The organism is Thiomicrorhabdus hydrogeniphila, assembly GCF_054656895.1.
The window spans coordinates 95,289-119,035 of the sequence record NZ_BAAHXL010000001.1 but is presented as its reverse complement, the minus strand read 5'-3'; the positions used below and the strand labels follow the sequence as shown (position 1 = coordinate 119,035).

General features: G+C 35.0%; 22 protein-coding genes and 1 pseudogene. 16 read left to right on the top strand and 7 right to left on the bottom strand.

Annotated elements, in window-relative coordinates; genetic code table 11:
- Positions 1-6: 6 nt before the first annotated feature.
- Both ACYQ0E_RS00435 and ACYQ0E_RS00430 read right to left on the bottom strand, forming a co-directional pair.
- A pseudogene (locus tag ACYQ0E_RS00435) lies at positions 7-387 on the bottom strand (response regulator); the annotation flags it as partial.
- Positions 388-630: 243 nt separating this feature from the next.
- Positions 631-831: a hypothetical protein gene (locus ACYQ0E_RS00430; RefSeq protein WP_460186297.1), complete on the bottom strand. Its 201-nt coding sequence runs from the start codon at positions 829-831 to the stop codon at positions 631-633.
- A 181-nt stretch (positions 832-1,012) separates the two neighbouring features.
- Here ACYQ0E_RS00430 and ACYQ0E_RS00425 point away from each other — a divergent pair, with 181 nt between their 5' ends.
- Positions 1,013-1,288, top strand: coding sequence for a hypothetical protein (locus ACYQ0E_RS00425; RefSeq protein ID WP_460186296.1), 276 nt, complete (start codon positions 1,013-1,015; stop codon positions 1,286-1,288).
- A gap of 8 nt (positions 1,289-1,296) precedes the next feature.
- Here the strand turns inward: ACYQ0E_RS00425 and ACYQ0E_RS00420 are convergent, their stop codons facing one another.
- Complete coding sequence (locus ACYQ0E_RS00420; protein WP_460186295.1) at positions 1,297-1,761, bottom strand: Lrp/AsnC family transcriptional regulator; 465 nt, start codon at positions 1,759-1,761, stop codon at positions 1,297-1,299.
- A 160-nt stretch (positions 1,762-1,921) separates the two neighbouring features.
- Between ACYQ0E_RS00420 and ACYQ0E_RS00415 the strand changes: the two genes are divergently transcribed.
- The 4 genes from ACYQ0E_RS00415 to ACYQ0E_RS00400 all read left to right on the top strand — a co-directional run bounded on the left by ACYQ0E_RS00415 (position 1,922) and on the right by ACYQ0E_RS00400 (position 7,426).
- A complete protein-coding gene (locus ACYQ0E_RS00415; protein WP_460186294.1) occupies positions 1,922-3,589 on the top strand; it encodes a 2-isopropylmalate synthase in 1,668 nt (555 codons plus the stop codon).
- 109 nt (positions 3,590-3,698) lie between these two features.
- Positions 3,699-4,301, top strand: a complete 603-nt coding sequence (locus tag ACYQ0E_RS00410) for a flavin reductase family protein (RefSeq protein WP_460186293.1) — start codon at positions 3,699-3,701, stop codon at positions 4,299-4,301.
- Between the two features lie 340 nt (positions 4,302-4,641).
- On the top strand, positions 4,642-5,271 hold the full coding sequence (locus tag ACYQ0E_RS00405; RefSeq protein ID WP_460186292.1) for a rhodanese-like domain-containing protein: 630 nt from the start codon (positions 4,642-4,644) through the stop codon (positions 5,269-5,271).
- Positions 5,272-5,626: 355 nt separating this feature from the next.
- Positions 5,627-7,426, top strand: a complete 1,800-nt coding sequence (locus ACYQ0E_RS00400; RefSeq protein WP_460186291.1) for a Na/Pi cotransporter family protein — start codon at positions 5,627-5,629, stop codon at positions 7,424-7,426.
- A 201-nt stretch (positions 7,427-7,627) separates the two neighbouring features.
- Here ACYQ0E_RS00400 and ACYQ0E_RS00395 read toward each other — a convergent pair whose 3' ends face one another.
- Positions 7,628-7,969 (bottom strand): ArsR/SmtB family transcription factor, encoded by a 342-nt coding sequence (locus tag ACYQ0E_RS00395; protein ID WP_460186290.1) that lies wholly within the window; start codon positions 7,967-7,969, stop codon positions 7,628-7,630.
- A gap of 113 nt (positions 7,970-8,082) precedes the next feature.
- On the opposite strand from ACYQ0E_RS00395, the gene ACYQ0E_RS00390 reads away from it, so the two are divergent.
- The 7 genes from ACYQ0E_RS00390 to ACYQ0E_RS00360 all read left to right on the top strand — a co-directional run bounded on the left by ACYQ0E_RS00390 (position 8,083) and on the right by ACYQ0E_RS00360 (position 15,977).
- Positions 8,083-9,018 (top strand): MBL fold metallo-hydrolase, encoded by a 936-nt coding sequence (locus ACYQ0E_RS00390; protein ID WP_460186289.1) that lies wholly within the window; start codon positions 8,083-8,085, stop codon positions 9,016-9,018.
- Between the two features lie 9 nt (positions 9,019-9,027).
- Entirely contained in the window at positions 9,028-10,023 is a 996-nt protein-coding gene (locus ACYQ0E_RS00385; protein ID WP_460186288.1) for a permease, read from the top strand.
- Positions 10,024-10,068: 45 nt separating this feature from the next.
- Complete coding sequence (locus ACYQ0E_RS00380; RefSeq protein ID WP_460186287.1) at positions 10,069-10,710, top strand: MTH895/ArsE family thioredoxin-like protein; 642 nt, start codon at positions 10,069-10,071, stop codon at positions 10,708-10,710.
- 248 nt (positions 10,711-10,958) lie between these two features.
- Positions 10,959-11,984 carry an ArsJ-associated glyceraldehyde-3-phosphate dehydrogenase gene (locus tag ACYQ0E_RS00375; protein ID WP_460186286.1) on the top strand — a complete coding sequence of 342 codons (1,026 nt, stop codon included), beginning with the start codon at positions 10,959-10,961 and terminating at the stop codon, positions 11,982-11,984.
- Between the two features lie 132 nt (positions 11,985-12,116).
- Positions 12,117-13,301, top strand: coding sequence for an organoarsenical effux MFS transporter ArsJ (arsJ, locus tag ACYQ0E_RS00370; RefSeq protein ID WP_460186285.1), 1,185 nt, complete (start codon positions 12,117-12,119; stop codon positions 13,299-13,301).
- A gap of 41 nt (positions 13,302-13,342) precedes the next feature.
- Positions 13,343-13,762, top strand: a complete 420-nt coding sequence (locus tag ACYQ0E_RS00365; RefSeq protein WP_460186284.1) for a secondary thiamine-phosphate synthase enzyme YjbQ — start codon at positions 13,343-13,345, stop codon at positions 13,760-13,762.
- Positions 13,763-13,913: 151 nt separating this feature from the next.
- Entirely contained in the window at positions 13,914-15,977 is a 2,064-nt protein-coding gene (locus tag ACYQ0E_RS00360) for a M3 family metallopeptidase (protein ID WP_460186283.1), read from the top strand.
- Between the two features lie 173 nt (positions 15,978-16,150).
- On the opposite strand, the gene ACYQ0E_RS00355 is transcribed toward ACYQ0E_RS00360, so the two are convergent.
- From ACYQ0E_RS00355 to ACYQ0E_RS00345, 3 genes are all read right to left on the bottom strand, one after another.
- A complete protein-coding gene (locus tag ACYQ0E_RS00355) occupies positions 16,151-17,473 on the bottom strand; it encodes a porin (protein WP_460186282.1) in 1,323 nt (440 codons plus the stop codon).
- 72 nt (positions 17,474-17,545) lie between these two features.
- On the bottom strand, positions 17,546-18,034 hold the full coding sequence (locus ACYQ0E_RS00350; protein ID WP_460186281.1) for a DsrE family protein: 489 nt from the start codon (positions 18,032-18,034) through the stop codon (positions 17,546-17,548).
- 37 nt (positions 18,035-18,071) lie between these two features.
- Positions 18,072-18,530, bottom strand: coding sequence for a DsrE family protein (locus ACYQ0E_RS00345; protein WP_460186280.1), 459 nt, complete (start codon positions 18,528-18,530; stop codon positions 18,072-18,074).
- A 209-nt stretch (positions 18,531-18,739) separates the two neighbouring features.
- Between ACYQ0E_RS00345 and ACYQ0E_RS00340 the strand changes: the two genes are divergently transcribed.
- From ACYQ0E_RS00340 to ACYQ0E_RS00325, 4 genes are all read left to right on the top strand, one after another.
- Positions 18,740-19,312, top strand: a complete 573-nt coding sequence (locus tag ACYQ0E_RS00340; RefSeq protein ID WP_460186279.1) for an RNA polymerase sigma factor — start codon at positions 18,740-18,742, stop codon at positions 19,310-19,312.
- Positions 19,313-19,314: 2 nt separating this feature from the next.
- A complete protein-coding gene (locus ACYQ0E_RS00335) occupies positions 19,315-20,019 on the top strand; it encodes a hypothetical protein (protein WP_460186278.1) in 705 nt (234 codons plus the stop codon).
- A 154-nt stretch (positions 20,020-20,173) separates the two neighbouring features.
- A complete protein-coding gene (locus ACYQ0E_RS00330; protein ID WP_460186277.1) occupies positions 20,174-21,493 on the top strand; it encodes an MFS transporter in 1,320 nt (439 codons plus the stop codon).
- 16 nt (positions 21,494-21,509) lie between these two features.
- Entirely contained in the window at positions 21,510-23,672 is a 2,163-nt protein-coding gene (locus ACYQ0E_RS00325; protein ID WP_460186276.1) for an AMP-binding protein, read from the top strand.
- The last annotated feature ends 75 nt before the right edge of the window (positions 23,673-23,747 follow it).

The following is a 23,747-nucleotide window of genomic DNA, read 5'->3' as shown; positions in this document are numbered from 1 at the left end:
GCTTTTACGTTCAGCAATTTTATCAATTTTTTCTTTAAGAATAGCTGCGGTAAATGGTTTAACAATATATCCATCTACACCTGCTTGAGCCGCATCTAAAATTTGGCTACGTTTTTGTTCAGCGGTAATGAGCATAAATGGTAAATCTTTTAGATCTTTATCAGCGCGAACTTTCTTAAGCAGTTCAATACCAGTCATTTCAGGCATATTCCAATCACTTACAATAAAGTCATATTTGCCAGATTGAATCATTGGCCAAGCTTTAGAACCATCATTAGCGTCATCAATATTTGTGAAGCCCAGTTCTTTTAACAGGTTGGTTACAATTCTGATCATAGTAGAAAAGTCATCTACTACTAAAATGTTGATATTTTTATCGATTGCCATAATTTTAACCAGCTTCTTTATTTAATTTGTACATTATAGATTTACAGAAATCTATATCAATAGAAATCTTAGCTAGATTTATACCACAACGAAAAAAAATGAGTTTATTAATTCAAATAAAGTGTAAAAATACGTTAAATTATGTATTTAGATAGGTAAAAAAGTGAAGGGATTGATTAAATTACAGGATTATTGAAAGAGTATAAATAAAAAGCTCCCTAAAATTTAGAGAGCTTACAGCTATTATGCCGCTTTTTTGACAGCTTTTTTAGCAGCAACTTTTACTTTTTTCTTACTAGAAAGTTTTTTCTTTAAAACTTTTTTAGTTGCTTTTTTAATGACGCTTTTAGCTTCTTTCTTTTTAATGTCTTTTTTAGCAACGGCTTTCATTGTTGCTTTAGTCGTTGCTTTTTTTACAGCTTTTTTCTTAAGTGCTTTAGCCATTTTCATGTCCTTTTGGGTTTTTTAAAATATTTATTACTTACTAATAGTAATAAATTATAGGTATAGTAACGTTTTTTTAATTATATTGCCAATCATTACGAATAATTTTTTATAATTAGCAATGGTTTTTGTAAAAAGCTAAGTTTTTATAATTAATATTTCTTTATCAACTGGATAACCAATGACATTTATTGAATTTAAAAAGCATTTATTAGATGCTGAAATTACCCTGCCAAAATTTAGTAAATTAATTAAAGTGAGTGAAAAAAATATTCAGTCTTATAAAAAGAAAGGTGAAGTGCCTAATCCAATTGCTGTAATTGTTGTTTGTTTTGTTGAGATGAAAAAAGCAGGGTTAGATTATGCTTCTATTGTGAATGCTTTAGATTTGGTTGCTAAAACAAAAAAAGGGGTGGGTTTTGCTAATAAAAATTCTAAAGAAGCAAAAGATTCTTAATTCTTAAATTACGTTACTGGTATGGCTGTTTTATTTACAACCTTACGTAAAACAAAACTGGTATGCACACCGCTAACACCGGTTATTTGAGTTATATGATTTAGTAATAAGTCTTGATAAGCATCTAAATCTTTAACTAATACTTTTAATTGGTAATCTGCAGTTTGTCCTGTTAAAAGTAAACATTCCAAAACATTGGGCATAGATTGCACGGATTTTTCAAATTGAGAAAAACGTTCTTTTGTGTGTTTGTCCATGGATATATGCACCAAAGCCATTAAGTCTAACCCTAACTTTTTAGCATCTAATAAAGTTCTATAACCTATTATTACTTCAGATTCTTCTAATGCTTTAAAGCGTCTTAAACAAGCAGAAGGCGATAATCCAATTTGATCTGCCAGTTCTTGGTTACTTAAACGACCATTATTTTGTAAAGCATTTAATATTGTTTTGTCGTAGCTATCTAATTGCATATATTGACCAATAATCGAATTTAATTTTAATATTACTAATTATATGTGTATTAAATATTAAATAATGACTAAATGGTTGAATAAATCGCAATAAAATTTACCAGGCCTGGTAATACAATATTCTTTACATAGTCAGTGTACAAACAAGTAGAGAATAAACATGAATTCAAGTAAATATCGTCGTACTCCAACTCCCGCTTTAACTCAGCGTCAATGGCCAAATAATTTTTTAGAAAAAGCACCTTTATGGGTGAGTGTTGATTTACGAGATGGTAATCAAGCTCTAGCAAACCCTATGACGGTTGAGCAAAAGTTATCTTTGTGGCGCGAACTGATTGATATGGGGTTTAAAACAATTGAAATTGGTTTTCCTTCAGCCAGTCAAATTGAATTTGATTTTACTCGACGTTTAATTGAAGAAAACTTAATACCTGATGATGTAACAGTACAAGTGTTAGTGCAAGCGCGTGAGCATTTGATTGAGCGTACTTATGAATCTTTGCAGGGCGTTAAACAAGCGGTAATTCATGTTTATAACACTACTTCAATTGTGCAACGTGACAATGTTTTTGAAAAAACGAAAGATGAAATTAAAGCTATGGCGGTTCAAGGGGCAAAATGGGTTAAAGATTATGCCGTTAAAGCCTCTAAAACAAGTCCTGATTCTAAATGGATTTTTGAATATTCACCAGAAAGCTTTTCGCAAACTGAAACAGATTATGCGGTAGAAGTTTGCCAAGCGGTTATGGATGTTTGGCAACCTACCCCAAATAATAAATGTATTTTAAATTTACCCGCCACAGTAGAAAGTACTTCACCAAACCGTTTTGCAGATCAGGTTGAATATTTTATTAACCACTTACAAAATCGTGAATCGGTATTGATTTCAATACACACTCATAATGACCGTGGTTGTGCGGTTGCGGCGGCTGAATTATCACTTTTAGCAGGGGCAGATCGTATAGAAGGGACGTTATTAGGTAATGGTGAACGAACCGGTAATATGGATATTGTTACGCTTGCTATGAACTTATTTAGTGAAGGGATTGATCCTAAACTTGATTTATCCAATCCAAAAAAATGGATACCGGTTGTTGAGCAAGTAACCAAAATACAAACACATCCTCGTCACCCTTGGGTGGGTGATGTGGTGTATACCGCCTATTCTGGAAGCCATCAAGATGCTATACGTAAGTGTTTATTAAAACAGAAACCAAACTCCCCTTGGAATGTGGCTTATTTACCAATAGACCCTAAAGATGTTGGGTGTGATTATGAAGCCATTATTCGTGTAAATAGCCAGTCAGGTAAAGCGGGTTCTGCTTTTGTTTTGGCGCAAGAATACGGTTTAAATTTGCCTAAATGGGTGCAGCTAGATTTTGCGCATATAGCCCAAGAATTGGCTGAAAAAAAGGGTGGCGTTGTTACTCATAAAGATTTATATAATGCCTTTATGGAGCACTATCAGTTAGATAATAATACAATTCAAATTAATCATTATCAGTTAAGTAGAGAAGGTGATTTAGAACATTTATCTATAGAAGTAAATGGTGAGGTTTGGAAAGGGACTGGTAATGGAACCTTAAGTGCTTTATGTGATGCTTGGCATAAAAGAACAGGTGATTCTGTAGATGTTATTGATTATGCTGAACACGCCTTACATACGCTAGAGCAAAGCCCTAATGGTGAACAAGGTAAACATGCCCAAGCCATGGCTTATGTTTATTTACAAACGGATAATAGACGCTCAGTGGGCGTTGCTAAAGCCAAAGATACTGTAACCGCCATGGTTATTGCTTTATTAAATGGGTTAAATACCGTTAAATAAAAGGGTTAATTTTACTTTTACCAGGCCTGGTAATTTGAATGACATATTAGTATGTCATAATATTTCATAATTGATTTATTCTTCATTCATTTTAAATAGGCCTTTATTTATGTATATTGAAACCCAAAATGCAACTCCGCCAGAGCTTTATCAACTTCTTACTGGGGCAATAATACCCAGACCCATTGCGTGGATTAGCACGCAAAATTCTCAAGGCTTAAGCAATTTAGCCCCTTACTCTTTTTTTAGTGTTGCTAGCTGTAATCCACCTGTATTAACGTTTACCAACGTACCCTCACGTGATTTATTAACAAAAGATACTTTAGCTAATTTAATGCAAACAAAAGAGTGTGTGGTGCATATTGTGCCAGCAAATCAAGCCGACAATATGAATGCAACTTGCACCAGTTTTACGGCACAACAAAGTGAAATTGATGAGTTAAATATTGAAACTATTCCCAGTCAAAAAGTGAAACCACCTAGTGTAAAAGGTGTCGCTGTTCGTTATGAATGTAAATTGCGAGAAGCGATTACTATTTCAGAACAACCCATTGGTGGTGTGTTAGTTTTATTGGATGTTGTGGCGATATATGTCGATGATAAGGTTCTTAAAGACAATATAATTCAAGCGGATTTATTAGATACCATTGGTAAATTAGGAGGTAATGATTATTGCCATTCTCATGCTGATTTAACACTTATTAGGCCGTAGTAGTTAGATAAATACTTCATATGAAATAGATATAAAAGCAGCCAATTAATGCTATTTTTTTATTAAGAGCCAATCAAAATAATTTAACTTTAATAGAATTTAGTCATTTTGATTACAGTGAATTTTTAACGCTTAGTTTTAATTAATTTACACAGTTTAGTTATATTATTTTATTAAAAAAACACTGTATTTATAACTAAAACACGTTATTTTATATGGTTTTTATCTACAGTATTCATAAAAATCTTTTGCTTAAATAGAAAATTTTAATAAGCTTATTTCAGTATTTGCTAATATAATTGCGCAGAATTTTTGTTATTTAATTAAAGGATTATTTAGAATGAAACGTCAATTATTATCGGCTCTATTCTTGGTGGCAAGTATTGTAAGTACCTCAGCATTTTCTGCTGAAATGCTTGAAGGTGTTAAAACAGATTCAGCTGCAATAGAAGCACAACTTCCTAAAAAGAAATTAACGATAGCTCATCATTATTTAACGCCAAAACAGACTTATAATATTAAGAAAAATGGTGGTAAAAACGTATTATTTGTTGATATTCGTACTCCAGCGGAGTTGCAGCTTATTGGTCATGCCGCGTTAATTGACGGAAATGTCCCTTATATTACTTACGATTATTCTGCGTGGGACAAAAAGAAAAATACCTATAAAGCAGACTTTAATTCTGGTTTTGTTGGTCAAGTGGAAGACTTAATGAAAAAAACAGGAATCAATAAGGGTAAAAATACAGAAATTATTTTAATGTGTCGCTCTGGTGACCGTTCTGCACGTGCCGCTGATATTATGGTTAAAAATGGTTATACCAATGTTTGGAGTGCTTTTGAAGGGTTTGAAGGTGACAAAGCTAAATCTGGTGCACATAAAGGTCAACGTGCGGTAAATGGTTGGAAAAACGCTGGTTTACCTTGGACATATAAACTACCTCAAGATAAAGCGGCTTTTATTTTCTAAATAATCGGTAGATAAATCTACCTCAACCAGCTTTATTTTTTATTAAACCCCGCTATTGCGGGGTTTTTTTTGATTTAAACTTACTTAAAAGAAAAGGTATTTTCTATATAAACCTTTGCTTACCAATTTTGTAACCTTCCAGAGTTATTATTTACTTTTTAATTTGATTTCAGACAGAATTCTTTTTCATCACACCTTTTTAACTTATTTATCTTCTAAAACATCCATCATAATCGCCATTTTTATTTGTTTTTGATTGGTTAAAAGCCCTAAATATTAAATGGTTTATTTGTTTCTGTTAATGGTAGGGTTATTATGTAATAAGTTTATATATTCTAATTTTGCAGGCCTGGTCATGAAGCTTTCTTTTCTTAGTGTTCCTTTTATTATTTGCACAACAATTCTTTACGCTTCAGCAGCCTATTCACAGCAACAAAATATTGCGCAATTAGACTGGTTTACCATGATTATGTGGTTAACGGGTGGATTAGCCATGTTTTTATTTGGTATGGAACAGCTTATCAAAGGCTTGTTAGTCGTTGCAGGGGATCAAATGAAAAACCTGCTAGCTAAGCTGACGACTAACCGCGTAATGGGTGCTATTACAGGGGCAGGGGTAACAGCGGTTATTCAATCTTCATCTATTACCAGTGTGTTAACGGTTGGCTTTGTATCTGCTGGCTTAATGACGGTAGGACAAGCCACAGGCATTCTTATGGGGGCTAATTTAGGTACAACCATTACTGCCCAGGTCATTGCTTTTAAAGTGACAAATTTAGCTTTATTAATGATTGCTATAGGTTTTGGTATTCAATTCTTTGCGAGATTAAATAAAAAAATTGCCATCGGTCGGCTAATAATGGGATTAGGTTTTATATTTTTTGGTATGAATATCATGAGTGATGGGATGTCACCACTGAGTAATTATCAACCATTTTTAGACTTTATGATTGAAATGGAAAACCCGCTATATGGTATTTTGGTGGCGCTTGTTTTTACTGCTTTAGTGCAATCGTCATCTGCAACCATTGGTATTGTTATTGTATTAGCCAGTAATGGTTTTTTAACCTTACCTGCGGGTATTGCTTTGGCTATGGGGGCGCATATTGGAACGACTGTAACGGCAATGATTGCAACAATTGGTAAATCAAGAGAGGCCAAGAGAACAGGCTATATGCTTGTTTTAATCAATGTTTTAGGGGTTTTGGTTTTTATACCATTTATCCCTTATTTGGCTATGTTTGTTTCTGGGGAAAGCAATTTACATGACGCCAGCATTGTGCATTCTACTGTTTATTTAGCTGACAATGTTCCTAGACAAATTGCCAATGCAAATAGCTTATTTAACTTTATTGTTTTGCTTTTGTTTTTACCATTTATCTCTGTATTTTTATGGATAATCCATAAAATTGTTCCTATTATTGATGAAGAAAAAAATTCAGCAGAGTTTAAAACCGAATTTATAGACGATGCACTTTTAAGCACGCCATCTATGGCAATGAATGGCGTTAAGCAAGAATTAGAGGTTTATCAACAGAAACAATCGTTGTTTTATAAACGTATTATTGCTTTAGTAAGTGAACCTAATTTAGATAAACTCTCAAAAGAAGACTTAAACATTAGAAGGTTTAGAAGTTATCAAAGAAAAATATTGTCGTATCTTGGGCGATTAGGTCAAAATGAACTTACACCTGAAGAGCAAAATGAATACTTAAAATTATTAAATGTATTAAATTCGTTAGAAGCTATATTAGAAAGTTTTGAAACAAATATTTTTAATGTTTTACATAATATGATTCAAAATAGTACCAAACCAAGTGAAACAATGCTTCAACTGGTTGGTCAATTATCTAATGAAGTAGGTAAGTCACTTGATAAAGCTCTAATTAGTATTTATAAAACGGATAGTGAATCAGCCATGTCTGTATTAGCAATAGAACCAATTATTGATTTATTAATACAAGATGCTTTAAAACATCAAATTAAAAAATTTCAGCCAACAGAACAAAGATTAACGGTTTTTAGATATGAGATGCAATTAGTAGATGGTTTTAAACAATTGCATACTTTGGCAAAACGTATCGCTCGTTTAGAGTTAATACAAACCACGGTTGAAAATAAGTTACCTAATACTGATGCCGATAAAGTTGATTAAATTTTATAATTTCTTTCTTTTATAAGAAATAATGGCTTTCATTTACCTATGTTGTAGCCATTTTTAGAGCCTAGTTAATATCTTTTATTGTTTTTCTAATAAAAATTGAATAGTGAGGCTGTATTTAGATATTTTTGAGTAATTTATCTGTTTTTTTCTTAATAACCTTACGTAATTAATGTTTTTAGGTTTTGTGCAAAACTAATTTGCTGAACAGAATAAATTCCCTTTTTCTAATTTCTCATTGCCGCTGATAATCTCATCACAGTTTTCTAATTGTGACTTTAATTTTGCCAATTCTATAAATTCAATATTCTCTTTTTTAAGAGAGTAATGCATCCATACACCTTCACGCCAAGACTCAACTAACCCTGAATTCTTCATATAAGCCAAATGTCTTGATACGGTGCTTTGACCAATACCCAAAATTTCAACAATTTCGCATACGCAAAAAGAATCTTTTTTCATTAATAGATAAAGAATTCTTAAACGAATGGGGTCTGATAAAGCTTTAAATAGCTGACTAATTTCTTCGAGTGTCATAATTTTTTATTTTCTCAATATTTTATTTTTAGTTTATAGCTTGTAATTTACCATAATTAAGATAATAATATCAATATATACGTTTATGCGGATTTATACATTTAGGAGTTTATATGAAAATAAAAAGTTTATTTTTTAGCATTATATTATTGGTCAGTTCATTCGTTGCAGTACCTGTAATGGCTATGGATTTTAAATTTAATAAAGTAACAGATAATGTTTATGCCTATATTGGTCCTATAACTGATCGTACACCAGAAAACCTTGGGTTAAATGACAATATTGGTTTGGTTATTACTGAAAAGGGTGCGGTTTTAATTGATTCTGGTGCAGGTATACCATCAGCAAAAGCCTTAAAAAAAGCGGTTGAAGTGGTTACATCAAAACCTATTATTGCAGTTATTAATACAGGAAGCCAAGATCATAGATGGTTAGGTAACGGCTATTTTAAAGACCAGGGCGCTAAAATTTATGCACTTGAAAAAACGGTTAAAACTCAAAAAACGATGGGGGATGACCAGATTGCTAATATGACCAAAGTGTCTAAAAATTTTGCAGCAACCAAACCAGTAAGTTCAAGTGAACCTTTTGCAGGGGATAGTGCATCAATGACGATTGGTGGTGAGGTTTTTGAATTAAAACATTTTGGTGACGCACATTTTCCTGGCGATGCCGTGGTTTGGTTACCAAAACAAAAAGTCTTGTTTTCTGGTGATTTAATTTATGTAGACCGTATGTTAGGCGTACTTCCTTTTAGTCATGTTGCAACTTGGCAAAAAGCTTTTCATAAAGCTGAAAAGTTGCCAGCTAAATTTATTGTGCCTGGGCATGGTCAAGTTTGCAATTGGGATAAAGCGAGACAGGATACAGGTAATTATTTAGATAAATTAGTTACTGTTATGTCCGCTGCGGCTGATGACATGATTGGGGTACAACAAGCAGTGCAAGACAATAAAGATTGGCCAGAATTTAAACACCTTAAACATTATGATTCTTGGCATAAAACAATTTTAAATCGTACCTACTTACAGTTTGAAGAAGGCATGTAGGAGTTAATCATGTTTGAAATATTTACCGTTTTAGGAGATTGGGTTTCTTACGATTTATTAGGTTTATCACCTGAAACTCAAATGGGTTCTGCTGTACAGTTTTTTGTAATGGATACGGCAAAAATCTTCTTTTTACTGATAGCCATTATTTACATAATGGGTATGTTAAGGGCGGCCTTATCAACTGAAAAGATTAGAGATGTGGTTGCTGGTAAACCTAGGTGGGTAGGACGCAGTTTGGCTATCACCTTGGGTTCAGTTACCCCTTTTTGCTCTTGTTCATCTGTACCCCTTTTTATTGGGTTTGTAGAAGCGCGTATACCTTTAGGGATTACATTTGCATTTTTGATTGCCAGCCCAATGATTAATGAAGTGGCTGTTGTTTTGTTGATCTCACTATTGGGTTGGAAAGTTGCCTTAATGTATGTGTTAGCAGGCGTTACTGTTGCGTATATTGGATCAATGATTATTGAAAGATTTAATCCCGAAAAATGGGTAGAGTCCTATGTTTGGGATATTAAAATGAAAGGGCAGGGGTCTGCTGAATCTGTTCGATCAAGCTTTACAGAAAAACATGATTTTGCTTGGAGTGAAGTAAAGGTAATTGTTAAGCGCATTTGGTATTGGGTTGTTATTGGTATTTCAATTGGTGCTTTGTTTCACGGTTTTGTTCCTGAGGCTTGGGTTTCTCAAACCTTAACGGGTGCGGCAAGTTGGTGGAGTGTACCGGCTGCAGTTCTATTGGGTGTGCCACTTTATTCTGATGCTATTGGTGTTATACCTATTATTGAAGCCATGTTATCTAAAGGTGTTCCTTTAGGAACGAGTTTAGCTTTAATGATGAGTATTGCTGCTTTGTCTTTGCCAGAACTATTAATTTTAAGAAAGGTTATTCAGTGGCCAGCTTTAGCCATTTTTGTTGGAGTGTTAGCGGTATCTTTTACTTTAGTTGGTTATATTTTTAATTTTATTCAGTTCAATTTACCAGGCCTGGTAAATCTGTAATTGGTTATTTATTTATCTTTAAATTATCGTTTAAAAGGAGTTTTTATGAAAGGTAATATTATGATTCGCATGATTTCTATCATGATTATTGTGCCAATACTATTAGCGCATTTTACAGGGCAAGTTGATTTACTAAAACCCAACTGGTTATGGTTAACGTTGCTTGTAGGTCTTAATGCGTTACAAGCCACCTTTACAGGTTGGTGTCCAATGAGTGGTTTTTTACCTAAAGACTCAAAAACGGGTGCTTGTTGTATATCAGATACAACGGGTACTTGTTGTGCATCAGAAGAACCAAAATCAACGAATAATGCTTGTTGTGGTGATGATGTTTCACGTGAAACAAATAATAGTGATTGTTGTTCAGATGATAAAAAAGAACCATGTTGTTCGGGTTCTGCTACGGATGAAAATAAAGAGACAGCAACAGCGTGTTGTGGTGGTGAAGGTTTAGAAATTAAAGTGCTTGGAACAGGCTGTAAAACTTGCGCTAACGCGGTGAAATTAATTGAAACAACCGCAACAGAGATGGGTGTAACAGTATCGGTTATTAAGGTTGAAGATATTTCAGAAATTGCTTCATACGGTGTTATGAGTACTCCTGGTGTAGTCATCAATAATAAAGTGGTTCACTCTGGTGGTATGCCAACTAAACAAAACGTTAAAGATTGGTTGTCAGCTAAATAATCTGTATTACCGTTGTGTAAATAATTTTTAAGGGATAAGCCTCGTTATGAGATTACCCTTAATTTTTAAATAGTTTTATTTATTAATACGTTAGTGTCACAAAATCTTAATAAGGCCTTTAAATAAAACTTTATATAATCTTTTTATTTCATTCATACACAATCCCTTTTTAGTAAAAACTAGGGTGAGTTTTAAAAGTTATTAAAAATATAAATAATCAATAAATATTGTAAATTTTAGGAAAAGTTATGACGAATAAAGTAAGAGTCGCCATTAATGGTTTTGGTCGTATGGGCCGTTTGGGTATGCGTGTTGCATTTGATTGGCCCGAGATAGAAATTGTGCATATTAATGAAATAGCAACCGATGCAGTAGGTTCTGCGCATTTACTTAATTTTGATTCAGCACATGGTCGTTGGCACCATGAAGCGATTGAGCAAGATGGCAAAATTGTCATAGGTGATAAAGTCATTGGTTATTCCATGAATAAAGATATTTCTGAAACTCAATGGGGTGATTTAAATGTAGATGTTGTGATTGAATCAACGGGCAAATTTAGAACGATTGAAACCATTCAAGCTTATCTAGATCAAGGTGTTAAACAAGTGATTGTGGCCGCGCCTATGAAAGAGGGTATTAAGAATATTGTGATGGGAATCAATGATGACATTGTTGTACCAGGGCAAGATCCAATTATTACCGCCGCTTCTTGTACCACTAACTGTATTGCACCTGTCATTAAGGTGATGCATGAAAAGTTAGGTATTAAACACGGCATGATAACGACTTTGCATGATCGCACCAATACTCAAAAAGTAGTGGATCATGGGCATAAAGATTTACGCAGAGCGCGAGCGAGTTTTGAATCACTGATTCCAACATCAACAGGTTCAGCCACAGCAATTGGTACTATTTTTCCTGAGTTAAATGGCAAATTAAATGGTGTAGCTGTTCGTGTCCCTTTAATGAATGCATCTCTAACGGATTTAGTATTAGAGATGGAAAAACCAACTTCTGTTGAAGAGGTTAATGGTGTGCTTAAAGAAGCATCAGAAACCTATTTAAAAGATATATTAGGTTTTGAAACTCGCCCGTTAGTTTCAGTAGATTACAAAGGTGAAACCTGTTCTAGTGTGATTGATGCACCATCAACTATGGTTGTAAATGGTACTCAAGTTAAATTATTGGCTTGGTATGACAATGAAATAGGCTATGTTTCACGCATGATGGAATTAGCGGTTAAAGTGGCTAAGGATAATAAATTAGTGAGTTAAGTTGGTAATTGAAGCAAGCAATTTTGATAGCAAACTAAATTAGAATTGCTTATCTATTTGAAATTAACAGGCCTGGTTAAAACGCAATTTTACCAGGCCTGTTTAATATGTAATCTGTAAAAGGTTTTACACATGAACGCAACAAAACAATACGCTATTGTTACTGCAAATTATTGGGCATATACCTTAACTGACGGCGCTTTACGCATGTTGGTTTTATTGTATTTTTACCAGCTAGGTTACTCGCCTTTAGCCATTGCGATGTTGTTTTTATTTTATGAATTTTTTGGCATTGTCACTAATTTAGTCGGTGGTTGGTTAGGAGCAAGATTAGGCCTTAACGTCACCATGAATATTGGTTTGGCATTACAAATCGTTGCCTTGGTGATGCTTACCGTGCCGGATGAATGGTTGGGTGTTGTTTACGTTATGTTGGCTCAAGCTTTGTCCGGTATTGCCAAAGACTTAAATAAAATGAGTGCTAAAAGCAGCATTAAATCTTTGGCGAGCGATACTGACGGAACCCTATATAAATGGGTGAGTGTTTTAACGGGGTCAAAAAATGCATTGAAAGGGGTAGGCTTCTTTTTAGGTGCGGTGTTACTTGAATGGGTAGGTTTTGCTAATTCAATGTGGGTAATGTCTGCCATGTTAATGGTGGCTTTAACTGTTTCACTGTTGTTTTTGGATGGCTCAATAGGTAAATCTAAAAACAAAAGTAAGTTTGCTGAAATGTTCTCAAAATCACCCGCAATCAATTGGTTGTCTGCAGCGCGATTCTTTTTGTTTGGTGCTAGGGATATTTGGTTTGTGGTCGCCTTGCCAATCTATCTACAAGGTGTACTGGGTTGGAGCTTTCATGAAGTAGGCACGTTTATGGCCTTATGGGTAATTGGTTACGGGTTCATACAAGCCACCACACCAAAAATACTGGGGTTATCTAAAAAACAACACAGTAATCCAACAGTAAGTACCGCCATGAAATTGGCTTTAGCTTTAGCTCTAGTGCCTTTGGTTATGGCTTGGCAATTATCAGTCAATCCACAATGGGTCATTATTATTGGTTTGGGTTTATTTGCCCTGTTTTTTGCGCTTAACTCATCCGTGCATTCATATTTAATTGTATCAATGGCCAATGAAGATGGTGCTTCTAAAGACGTTGGTTTTTATTACATGGCTAATGCCGGTGGTCGTTTAATGGGAACCGTATTATCCGGTTATGTGTATCAAACATTAGGTATGGAAGCGTGCTTACTGTTTGCCGCTGTCTTTATTATAATTTCAGCAGGCCTGGTATTACGTGTGTCAAATTCTTAAAATAGTCTAGATCTATTTTTAAGTAAACTGAGGTCCCAGCTATGTGGATTCAAAAAACCATTACCCTAAAAGCACAACCACGAGGATTTCATTTAGTAACCAATGAAATCCTTTCTAACCTACCTGAACTGAGCGGTATTAATATTGGATTAATGCATATCCTTATTAAGCATACCTCAGCCTCACTTACCATTAATGAAAACGCCGACCCATCAGTACGAGATGATTTCGAGAGTTTTTTTAATGATGTTGTATCAGAGAATAAACCGTATTACACCCATATTGATGAGGGTTCAGATGATATGCCCGCACATTTAAAGGGTAGCCTTTTAGGTTTTGATTTAACGCTTCCCATTACCAATGGTTATCCAAATCTAGGAATTTGGCAAGGTATCTACCTTTGTGAACACCGTAATCATGGTGGATCAAGAACTATAGTCGTCACTATTCAAGGTGAGTAATTGTTAACAGAATAATTATTTAAATTTACCAGGCCTGGTAAATTGAGTTGAATTTTCAATAAATAGCCATACAAAGAGTTATATCCCAAATAATTAATCTCTAAAATAGAAATACATACCAATATAACCCAAACACAAAGACCGATACCTTATGACACAATCTTCAACAGCTGTAACTCAAAATCCTTTTTTATCAGATTCACATTTCCCAGAATTTACTGCGTTTCACGTGGAACATATTGAACCTGCCGTTTCACAATTATTGGCTGATAATAAAAAGGTCATTGATGAACTGGTTGCTTCAACAGAAGAACCGACTTGGCAAAATTTTGTAGAACCACTTGAAAGCATTGATAACCGCTTTGAAAAAGTATGGGGGCCTGTTGGGCATTTAGATGCCGTTATGAATAATGACGATTGGCATAAAGCCTATACCAATTGTTTAGAAAAGGTCACGCAGTATTACACTGAGAATGGTCAAAATGCAGGTCTGTATAAAAAGTTTAATGCACTTTCGCAAAGTGATGAATATCAGAATTACAACCTTGCACAGAAAAAAGTCATTGAAAACGCACTGCGAAACTTTAGGTTAAGTGGCATTGCTTTGCCTGCAGATAAACAAGCTATTTACAAAGACCTTAAACAACGTTTGTCACAAAACAGCAGTCAGTTTGGCAATAACGTACTTAAATCAACCCAAGCCTGGTCAAAACACATTGAAGACAAAAATGATTTAGCGGGTCTGCCAGAATCGGCCATGGGCTTATTACAGCAGTTAGCAGAGCAAAAATCATTAAGCGGTTGGTGTGTAACTTTAGATTTTCCTTCTTATTTAGCGGTAATAACTCATGCTGATAATAGAGCGTTACGTGCAGAAGTTTATAAGGCGTTTTCTACTCGTGCTTCAGATCAAGCTGATAATACTCAATTTGATAACAGTGAATTAATTGATATTATTCGTGCTGATCGCCATCAGTTAGCCACGCTATTAGGGTTTAAAAATTATGCAGAATACTCTTTAGCCACCAAAATGGCAGAGTCAACCGATCAGGTTTTAGGTTTTTTAAGAGATTTAGCGGTTAAGTCAAAACCGCAAGCTCAACAAGAATTAGAAACCCTAAAAGCTTTTGCTAAAACTGAATTAGGGATTGATGATTTTCAACCATGGGATGTAACCTATGCATCTGAAAAGTTAAAAAATAAAACTTTATCTTTGTCGCAAGAAAAACTACGCCCTTATTTTCCGGTAGAAAAAGTGCTACAAGGCCTATTCTCAATTACTCAAAAACTGTTTGGTATTAATATCAATGTTAAAAATGATGTTGAAACTTGGCATAAAGACGTGCGATTTTTTGAATTAACCGATGAAACCAATCAAGTTGTGGGGCATTTTTATTTAGATTTATACGCACGTGAAAATAAACGTGGCGGAGCATGGATGGATTCAGCCATTACTCGTTGGCAACATCCTAAAGGCAAATTACAAACGCCCGTGGCCTATTTAGTCTGTAACTTTACGCCACCAATTGGCAACAAAGAAGCGTGCTTAACTCATGATGAGGTGACCACGTTATTTCATGAATTTGGTCATGGTATTCACCACCTATTTACCAAAATGGAACAATTAGATGTTTCTGGTATTGCTGGTGTACCTTGGGATGCGGTTGAACTACCATCACAGTTTATGGAGAATTTTTGTTGGGAGAGAGAGGGATTAGATTTTATCTCTTCACATGTAGAGACGGGTGAAACCTTACCGAGTGATTTATTTGAAGCACTGCAAAAAGGTCGTGGCTTTCAGTCAGCGATGATGATGTTGCGTCAGATTGAATTTTCTTTAGTTGATTTTGAATTGCATACTTTTTATAACCCCGATTCACCTGAAAATGTTTTGGATATTGCTCAGAGAATTAGAAATGAAGTGGCTGTGGTACAACCACCAAAATTTAGCCGACAACTTCATAGCTTTAGTCATATTTTTGCTGGCGGTTACGCAGCAGGGTATTACAGTTATAAATGGGCGGAGGTATTGTCTGCAGATGCGTTTAGTCTGTTTGAAGAAACCGGTATCTTAAACCCAGAAACAGGTATGCATTTTAAAAATACCATTTTAGCAGCAGGGGGGTCAATTGACCCAATGGTATTGTTTAAAACCTTTAGAGGCCGTGAACCTGAAATTGATGCTTTATTAAGGCACAGCGGTATTGCAAGTTAATTGTAATGATCGTTACCGTTTAGCAGACATAAAAAAAGCCCTTACACCAAGAAAGTGTAAGGGCAAGTTGGTTTATCTTAGGCTAAAATGAACCAATACAACGAGAAAATGTTAATAGGCTTTCATCTGTTTTGCAGTGAAAGCCTTTTTTATTTGTGTTTGGTAAGTTTTAATTAAAATACCATCATTAACTGAGCAGAGATGCGGTTGTCTATACCATCTAAAATATCGTGAACTGGTGCACTTGAAGGCGCATCTGGAGCATCTATATTACGAATCTCATAGTTCAAACGGGCAGATGTCTTTTTATTAAAGAAGTACTGAGCACCCAGTGTTGTGGTGGTAAATAAACGATGTTTATCTGCATTTGTGCCAGATTGTGAGTCGTTAGCCGTTGCACTGTCTAATACGTCATAACGAGCATTTAATTCAAGATTTGGTTTAATGCGGTAACCAAGGTCTAATTGGTAAGCGTCCGCTTTTTGGTCAGTAAATACTGTTAAATCATTACCTGCTACACCACCAACTGGGCCACCAAAAATCATACCATCCGCTGTAATGTATTCTGCTGCTACTCGGTATTTACCATCAAAATAAGTCATACCAAGCCCTGCACGATTACGGTCAAAATCCGTGTTGTTGTAGGTACGTTTACCTTGGTCTGACCAGGCATACATTTTTAAGCTGTGACGTCTTGCGCCTTGAGAGTTATCAAAGATTTTTTCTGTTGAAACATATAAATAAAGGTCTTTGCTTTTGTTGTCATCTGAAACAGCTAGGCCATTACCATTTCCGTATTTAATGGCATAACTGTTTTCCCAGTCACCATTTTTAAAGCTGTCAAATACTTGAATACCAGTATCTCGTCCGGCAAAAACACCATCAGTTCTTACGCCTGTACCTACGCCTGTTGTACTGTTATAACTGGTGCTATCATCAATTTTTCGTTCAAGTAATAGGCGGTCTGTTCCACTTGTAAAGTTGATATAGTTAAAAACAGGAATCCCTTTAAACATTTCTTCAGAACCTGGGTTTTTAAATAAACCCACTCTTACACGTGCGCCTTTTATGTGGTTTAGGGTAATACTGGCGTCAGTTAACTGGCCTTGTGAACCATTTTTACCGGTAGTAATCCCGTTATTACCAAATTCCATCATTAAAAAGTAGTTCACATTTTTATCTAATGGGAAGTTAGCTCCTCTAACGCCTATACGCGCACGTTTTACGTCAAATGTACTTGAGCTACTTAACTGCGGTGTAATTTGATTGAATGCTGCAGATTTACCAGTGTTAGGGCCTGCTTGAATTTTTGTATCATCAGTTTGTTGATAATTAATTTGAGCAAATCCCCATAGTTTGGCAGCAGGTGCTTGGTCAGGTTTTTCGGTACCTTGTAACATTAGCCAGTTAGCAGCATGAGCAGCTGGTGCTGCCATAGCGCAAGATAGCGCGATTAATAGGGCTGATTTTTTTAAAATATGTTGTTTGTTGTTCATTGTTAATCCTCTAAGATTATTTGTTTTTTTATTATTTTTAGCTTTATAAATATTTACGTTTATTACTTTTTGTTAAGGTCTAAGGTAAGTAAAACCTTCGCTTTCTAGCAGCGATAATTCCGCAACACCACTTGGTACGATGTCATCTTTATTAACGTCATATAGGTCTTTATTAATATTAATACCTTGGCTTTTAACGGTATTAGCGCAAACATCAAACTTAACGCCTTGTAGTTTTAAGTTATCAATTTTTTGTTTAATCGCTTGGTTTGCATTACCTGCAGAAACATGTGGTAGATGACCTAAAGCATCAGGTTTAACAATAAGTGTTAGCCCTTTACCGTGCATAACCACTCTAACGTCTAGGTGATCTTCGCCTACCGCATTAATATGGTTTTGAATATTTCTTAACGCACTAGATTGTCTTTTAGCGTCATCGTAATTAATGTGATAAACCACTTTTTGTGTGCCGTATCGGTCACTTGAAGCCATGCTTGAAAAAGATTGACCAATAAGTGCTAGAAAAAAGATCAATGGAAAAATGTGTTTGATTTTAGTCATGATGTTGCCCTAAATAATATGAGTTATGGTTTAAGAGTTATGGTTTAAGAATTTGCCAACCAGCGGCATTAAGTTGTAATACTCGGCCTGCACCTGCAGGAGCAATGGCAATGTTTTTTTGTATTTTTGGCGCATAGCCCAGTTTTTTTGCCATGTTGTTGATTGTGTTTTGGCAAGCGGTAAAACGTACACCAGAGTCCATTAAGGTAGTAATACGAGTAGAATTTACATTTCCGTCGAACATCAAACGTACACCAGGGCCAAATGCCACTACTTCAATATCTACATTGTCGGCACCGTAGTAACGTTGCAGATTACCCGCTACGTTTAATATCAATGTTTGTTTAAAAGGATTGCTATCACTGATTTGTAAAACTACTTTATGTTCTGCAAATGTTTCAGGAAGTGGTAGCTCCGTTTGTGCAGCAAAGCTAGGTAGGGCAAATAACAAGCCGAACACAAAAGCTATAACGTTAACTAATTTGTTTTTTTGCATAAATATTTCCTTCGATAATTAGGTTCAAATTTCAGCGCGCTTATCTAGTAAACGTTTGGAGTCTTGAAATTATTCCACTGACTTGAGATGAAAGAATTTATTGCCCTAATAGCCCGGTTAATATCGTAAATTGCTAATATACAAAAGGTTTTACAATTTGGAATTTATCGACTAATATCGAAAAAGGCTAATTTGAATAAGATACAACGATGACATTATCATTAACGGTTACAAACCTGTTTGGTGACAAACATAAAAAAAGACAATTAAATGCTTTATTTGCAGAAAAGCATCTGACATTATATAGATTGGCATATGCCTGGTGTCATCAGGCTTCTCAGGCAGAAGATTTGGTGCAGGAAACTTTTTTAAAAGCATTAGAAAAGTCTAAAGATATTGCAGATTTAGAACATTTAGATGCATTTCTCGTCACAATTATGCGAAATACCTTTTTGGATATTATGCGTTTTAACAAACGTTGGCAGTGGACAAACGAAGATGAAATAGATGAATATTTTGCTCAAAATTGCAGCGAAACAGAGATGATTGCAGAGCAAAAAGCAGACTGTTTATTTAAAGCGATGGCAAGCTTACCGTTTGAGCAAAGAGAAGTTATTGCTTTAGTTGACTTACAAGGGTTTAGTTACCAGCAGATTGCGCAAATTACAGATACTCCAATAGGTACTGTAATGAGCAGAATATCACGCGGCAGAGAGAATTTATTAAAACGTATGAAACACATTGAAAAATATGGAACAAACATTGTTCCTATGCGGAGATAGAGATGAAAGATTCTATTGAAACATATCATTTACACGCTTATTTGGACGGAGAACTAAGTCAAAAAGAATCTTCGGAATTAGAATCTGTTCTAAAAAGTAATAAAGAAATTAATAAAAAACTTCAAGAATTAAAACAACTTAAAGCAAAATTGAGTACGGTTTATACGCACCAGATTCCAAACCCACCGGTTAATAAATCAAAAGAGTCTGTTTCTGCTGTTAAATCAATATGGTCATTACCTAAGGCTGTAGCGGCTTCATTGTTCTTGGGTTTATTGATCGGTGCAGGGGCTTTAAAAGCCTATGAATTTAGTCAACCATATCCTCAGATGATACAACTTTCTTCGGTGGCAAAATCTGATAACTTTTTGGTACATATCGATTCTGATCTACCAGACAAGCAACAGTTAGCAATTAAAGAAATTGAGAGTTTATTAGAAAATTCGCCTGAAAAAGTAAAGGTAGATTTAATTTCAAATAGCAATGGTATCGAGTTACTTGATGTTAATAACCCTAATAGCAAAGAGTTAAATAAGTTATTAAACAAGTATGATAATTTGACCCTTTATGCCTGTAAAAGAGCATTAGCAAGAGCGAGAGCACGTGGTAAAGTAATTAACCTTTTACCTAATGTCAAACACGATAAACCAGCCATTGATGCAGTTGTAGAAAGATTAAATTCGGGTTGGAAATATATAAAAATCTAGATCTATAGATGGATTATTGCTAATTATTTGTATGTATTTGCCATAATCAGGTAAATTTATTGCATTTTTTTCATGCAGCTCACTCTTGCAAAGGGTTCACTAAAGATATTTTATGCATTGAATAATGCAGGTTTTTACCAAAATGAATGCATAAATGATTGATCACTCAATAAAAAAGCAAAGAAGCTTACTACTTAATAAAAGTTTTTACCCTCTGTTTTGGGTACAGTTTTTGGGTGCCTTTAACGATAATCTTTTTAAAAACGCCATGGTGATGCTCATCACCTTTAAATTAACAAATAGTGCGGCTGATACAGGGTTATTAATTACCTTAGCCGCAGGTTTGTTTATTTTACCTTTCTTTATCTTCTCGGCTCTTGCTGGGCAACTTTCTGATCATTATCCTAAAAGTGATTTGATTAAAAAAATCAAACTCGCTGAAATTTTTATTATGTTTCTGGGCGGTTTAGCACTCATTTCTCAAAATCTGTGGTTATTGTTTATTACTCTATTTTTAATGGGTAGTCAGTCGTCTTTTTTTGGGCCAATTAAATATTCTATTTTGCCTGAGATTTTAGATGAAAAACATTTGATTAAAGGAAATGGCTTATTTAGTGGTTCAACCTTTATTGCTATTTTAACGGGTACCATTTTAGGAGGCCTGGGTGTGCTGGTTGACGGTGGCTTATGGATTATGGCAGGCCTGGTCATTTTGGTTGCTATTGCGGGTTATTTATTTAGTTTACGCGTTGAACAAAGCCAACAGTATGATGATAGTTTAGTGATAAATTGGAATTGGTTTCGTAGTACCTATGAAGTGATACAAGAAAGCCGAAAGCATCATATAGCTTTTTTTGCGATTATGGCTATTTCTTGGTTTTGGTTTATTGGTGCGGTGATGTTAAGTCAAATTCCGGCTTTGGTTAAATACGATGTTTTTGCCGACGATAAAGTGGTTATGTTATTTTTAACTTTATTCTCAATTGGCATTGCATTGGGCTCAGGTCTTGTGACCAAAATAATGCCGATTAAGGCAACCCTTAAATGGCATTGGAGTATGGTTTTGGGTATGTCAGTGATGATAATGTTGGCGGTATATTCTATCTCTAGCGTTCACTATCCACTTGCAGTTAACCCCGATGTTTCACATGAAACATTATTAACGATGAGCCAGTTTTTAACGCAATGGCCATCTAATTTATCTTTAGTCTTTTTTTCATTAATGGCAGTATTTGGTGGTATGTATATCGTGCCGCTTTATACTATTTTGCAAACCCATACGCCTGTACACCTCCGTGCTAGAATAGTGGCCGTAAATAATATTGTAAATGCTCTCTTTATGGTGGTTTCTGCCGTATTAATAATGATTGGATTTGCCTTGTCTCTAAGTTTATTAGAGATGTTTGTTGTGCTGGCTTTAGTTAATATTTTAGTCGCCAACATACTGTATAAAAATAGATTAAAAGAACAATAAAAGGTACTAAAAACACATGAAATGGTTGTTTAAATTTGTTGTAAAAAGGCTATTAAAGTGGGTTTACCGAGTTGAGGTAAAAGGGCTAGAAAACTATCAGCAAGCCGTTAATAGTGAGCGTCCATTATTAATTATTGCTAATCATGTGTCGTTATTGGATGGCCCTTTACTTGACTTATTTATACCAGGCGAAACCACTTTTATGGTGGATACATCGCATACTAAAAAATGGCATGAACGCTTTATTTTATCGATGAGTCATTTTTTTAAAGTTGATATTCATAGTCCCTATGCGGCAAAACATATGATTGATGAACTGAAAAAGCACAATCAATGTATGATTTTTCCAGAAGGTCGCATTACTACAAATGGCTCATTAATGAAGGTGTATGAAGGCACAGGATTAATTGCCGACAAAACGAAAGCCGCTGTATTACCTATTTATATTAGTGGTGCGGTTTATAGTCGTTTTTCTTATTTAGATGGGACTAAATTCGCCTTTATTAAACGTATGTGGTTTCCAAAAATTCAACTTCATATTCAGCCACATGCCACTATATCCGTAGAAAAAACACTTAAAAGTCATGAGAAACACAAACATTACAAGCAAGTCGTTTTTAATTTATTACGTGATGCAGGGTTTAATGCAAGCGTAGTTGAACATTCGTTATTTGCGAGTCTTATTGCGGCTAAAAAGCGGTTTTGGGCTAAAGACATTTGTATTGAAGATATAAATAATCAAAAACTTAGCTTAAAAAAATTAACTCAAGCTTCAGTTATTTTAGGTAAAGCGCTACATAAAAATTTACAAGATCAAAAACGTGTTGGTTTGATGTTGCCAAATGTTGCAGGTATGCCAGCCAGTTTTTTTGCTTTGCAAGCTTACGGTTATGTACCAGCTATGATAAATTTTACGGCAGGCCAAGCGGCTATTGAATCGGCTTGTGAAACAGCAGAACTGCAAACCATTGTTACTTCTAAAAAGTTTATAGAGGCTTTTGAAATTGAGGATTTGATTGAAAAATTGTCTGAAAAGGTAAATTTTTTATATTTAGAAGATGTTCGAACTCAAATTGGTCTTTTTTCAAAATTAGCAGGCCTGGTTACTTCACCAAAAACTCTTTTAGGGTACAAAAAAGCATTTGATAGCGAAGCGGTTGTATTATTTACCTCTGGTTCAGAAGGAGTGCCAAAAGGGGTTGTGTTATCGCATAAAAATATTATAAATAACATTGAACAAATTCATGCGGTGTTTAATGTTTATTCTGAAGATAAAATTTTTAATGCATTGCCTACGTTCCACTGTTTTGGGCTAACTGCAGGTTTATTATGGCCTGTATTAAAGGGTGCTAAAGTCTTTATGTATCCGTCACCAGTACATTACGCCGTTGTACCAGAAATGGTGTATCAAACCAACTCCACCTTTATTTTTGGTACCGATACTTTTTACAGTGGTTACGCACGTAAAGCAGACCCATTTGATTTTTATAGTGTAAAAGCGATGGTTGCTGGGGCAGAAAGGTTGCGCCCGGAAACCAGAGAATTGTATGCAAATAAGTATCATCAGCCTATATTTGAAGGTTATGGGGTAACTGAAACAACGCCTGTTATTTCTGTTAATACGCCTATGGGATATAAACATGGTTCTGTTGGACCTCTAGTCCCAGCAATAGAACATCGTCTTGAACCCGTGCCTGGTATTGAAGAAGGGGGACGCCTATTTGTTAAGGGCCCTAATATTATGATGGGATATTTATTACCTGATCAACCCGGTCTTTTACAACCACCTAAAGATGGATGGCACGATACGGGTGATATTGTTGATGTGGATGAAGATGGGTATGTTTGGATTAAAGGACGTGCAAAACGTTTTGCCAAAATTGGCGGAGAGATGGTGTCGTTAACCGCAGTTGAAACTTATATTAATTTAGCAAGCCCAGAAGGGCATCATGTTGTTGTTGCTGTACCTGATGAACGTAAGGGTGAACAATTAGTATTGGTGACTGACGATGTTACCTTAAGCCGTAAAACGGTTACTGACGCAGCTAAAGAAAACAAGGTGTCAGATTTAATGATTCCTAAAACAGTTATTTTAGTAGAGCAAGTACCTATTTTAGGAACAGGTAAAACTAATTATCCTGAGGTACAAAAATTGGCAGAAAGACATTTTTCAAGCTAATCTTTAATGTATTTTTTTCATTAACTCTTTTTTGGAGTTAATGCAGCAGAAATAAAAAGGCACTCTACTATGAGT